This is a genomic window from Metabacillus sp. GQ13 (assembly GCF_059758525.1).
Genome location: NZ_JCAXET010000045.1, coordinates 1 through 995 on the forward strand (window position 1 = coordinate 1; position 995 = coordinate 995).

Here is a 995-nt window from a genome sequence, read left to right on the forward strand (position 1 = left end):
TGAAGGATAGGGGAATCTCCTTCTTTTAAAGTTTCAAAAGCCTCTTCCAACATCTTAGAAACTAGTGGGTAAACTGGACGTTGTTCAACGTTATATGCAATAATTTCTCCGTTATATAAATCGAGGATTGGTGATAGAAATAGCTTTTCACCGTGTAAATGGAATTCTGTTACATCTGTTACCCACTTCTCATTAGGCTTGGTTGCTTGGAAATCACGCTCTAAAATATTTGGCGCGATTTTGCCTACTTTACCACGGTATGAGCGATACTTTATTATACGGACTAGACATTCTAAATTCATTTCTCTCATTAAACGGCGGACAGTTTTATGATTTAGTCCATATCTTCTATTACGTAATTCCAATGTGATTCGTCGGTAGCCATAACGACCTTGATGCTCATCAAAGATCTGTTGGATGACTTCTTTAACTTCACTATATTTGTCAGGTCGATTCATTTGTTTTATCCAGTAATAATAGGTACTACGTGGAATGTCAGCGATCTTAACTAATTCTATTATTTTATATTCATGCCTTAATTCATAGATTATTTGCGCCTTGTCTTTTTCTGAGACTTTTCCTTTTCTTGAATTAAGGCTTGTAACTTTTTTAAATAAGCATTCTCCATACGTAATCGCTCATTTTCAGTTCGTAAAGCTTCTTCAGATCCTTCAATGTGTTGATTTTTCTTCGTTTCTTTTTTCATGAATGGACGCCCCTTTACTTTTGGTTGAAGAGCGTCTATTCCTTGTGTTTCAAATAAATACTTCCAATTCTCTACTGTGGTGGAGGAAGGAATGTTAAATACTAAAGTGGTTTCTTCGATGGACGCTCCCATCTCGTTTATATAATTAAGTACGTCCATTTTAAACTCAACCGAGTAATTTGTATATGTTTTTTGTTTTTGAAAAGCTGCCAATCCATGCGCACGAAATTTGGCTACCCATTTTTTTAACATGGTCATATTTACATTGTGTTTTTTAGCTATATCTTTA

General features: G+C 34.9%; 1 pseudogene. It reads right to left on the bottom strand.

Annotated elements, in window-relative coordinates:
• Positions 1-995 (bottom strand): annotated as a pseudogene (locus tag AC6CHR_RS25030) (IS3 family transposase); the annotation flags it as partial.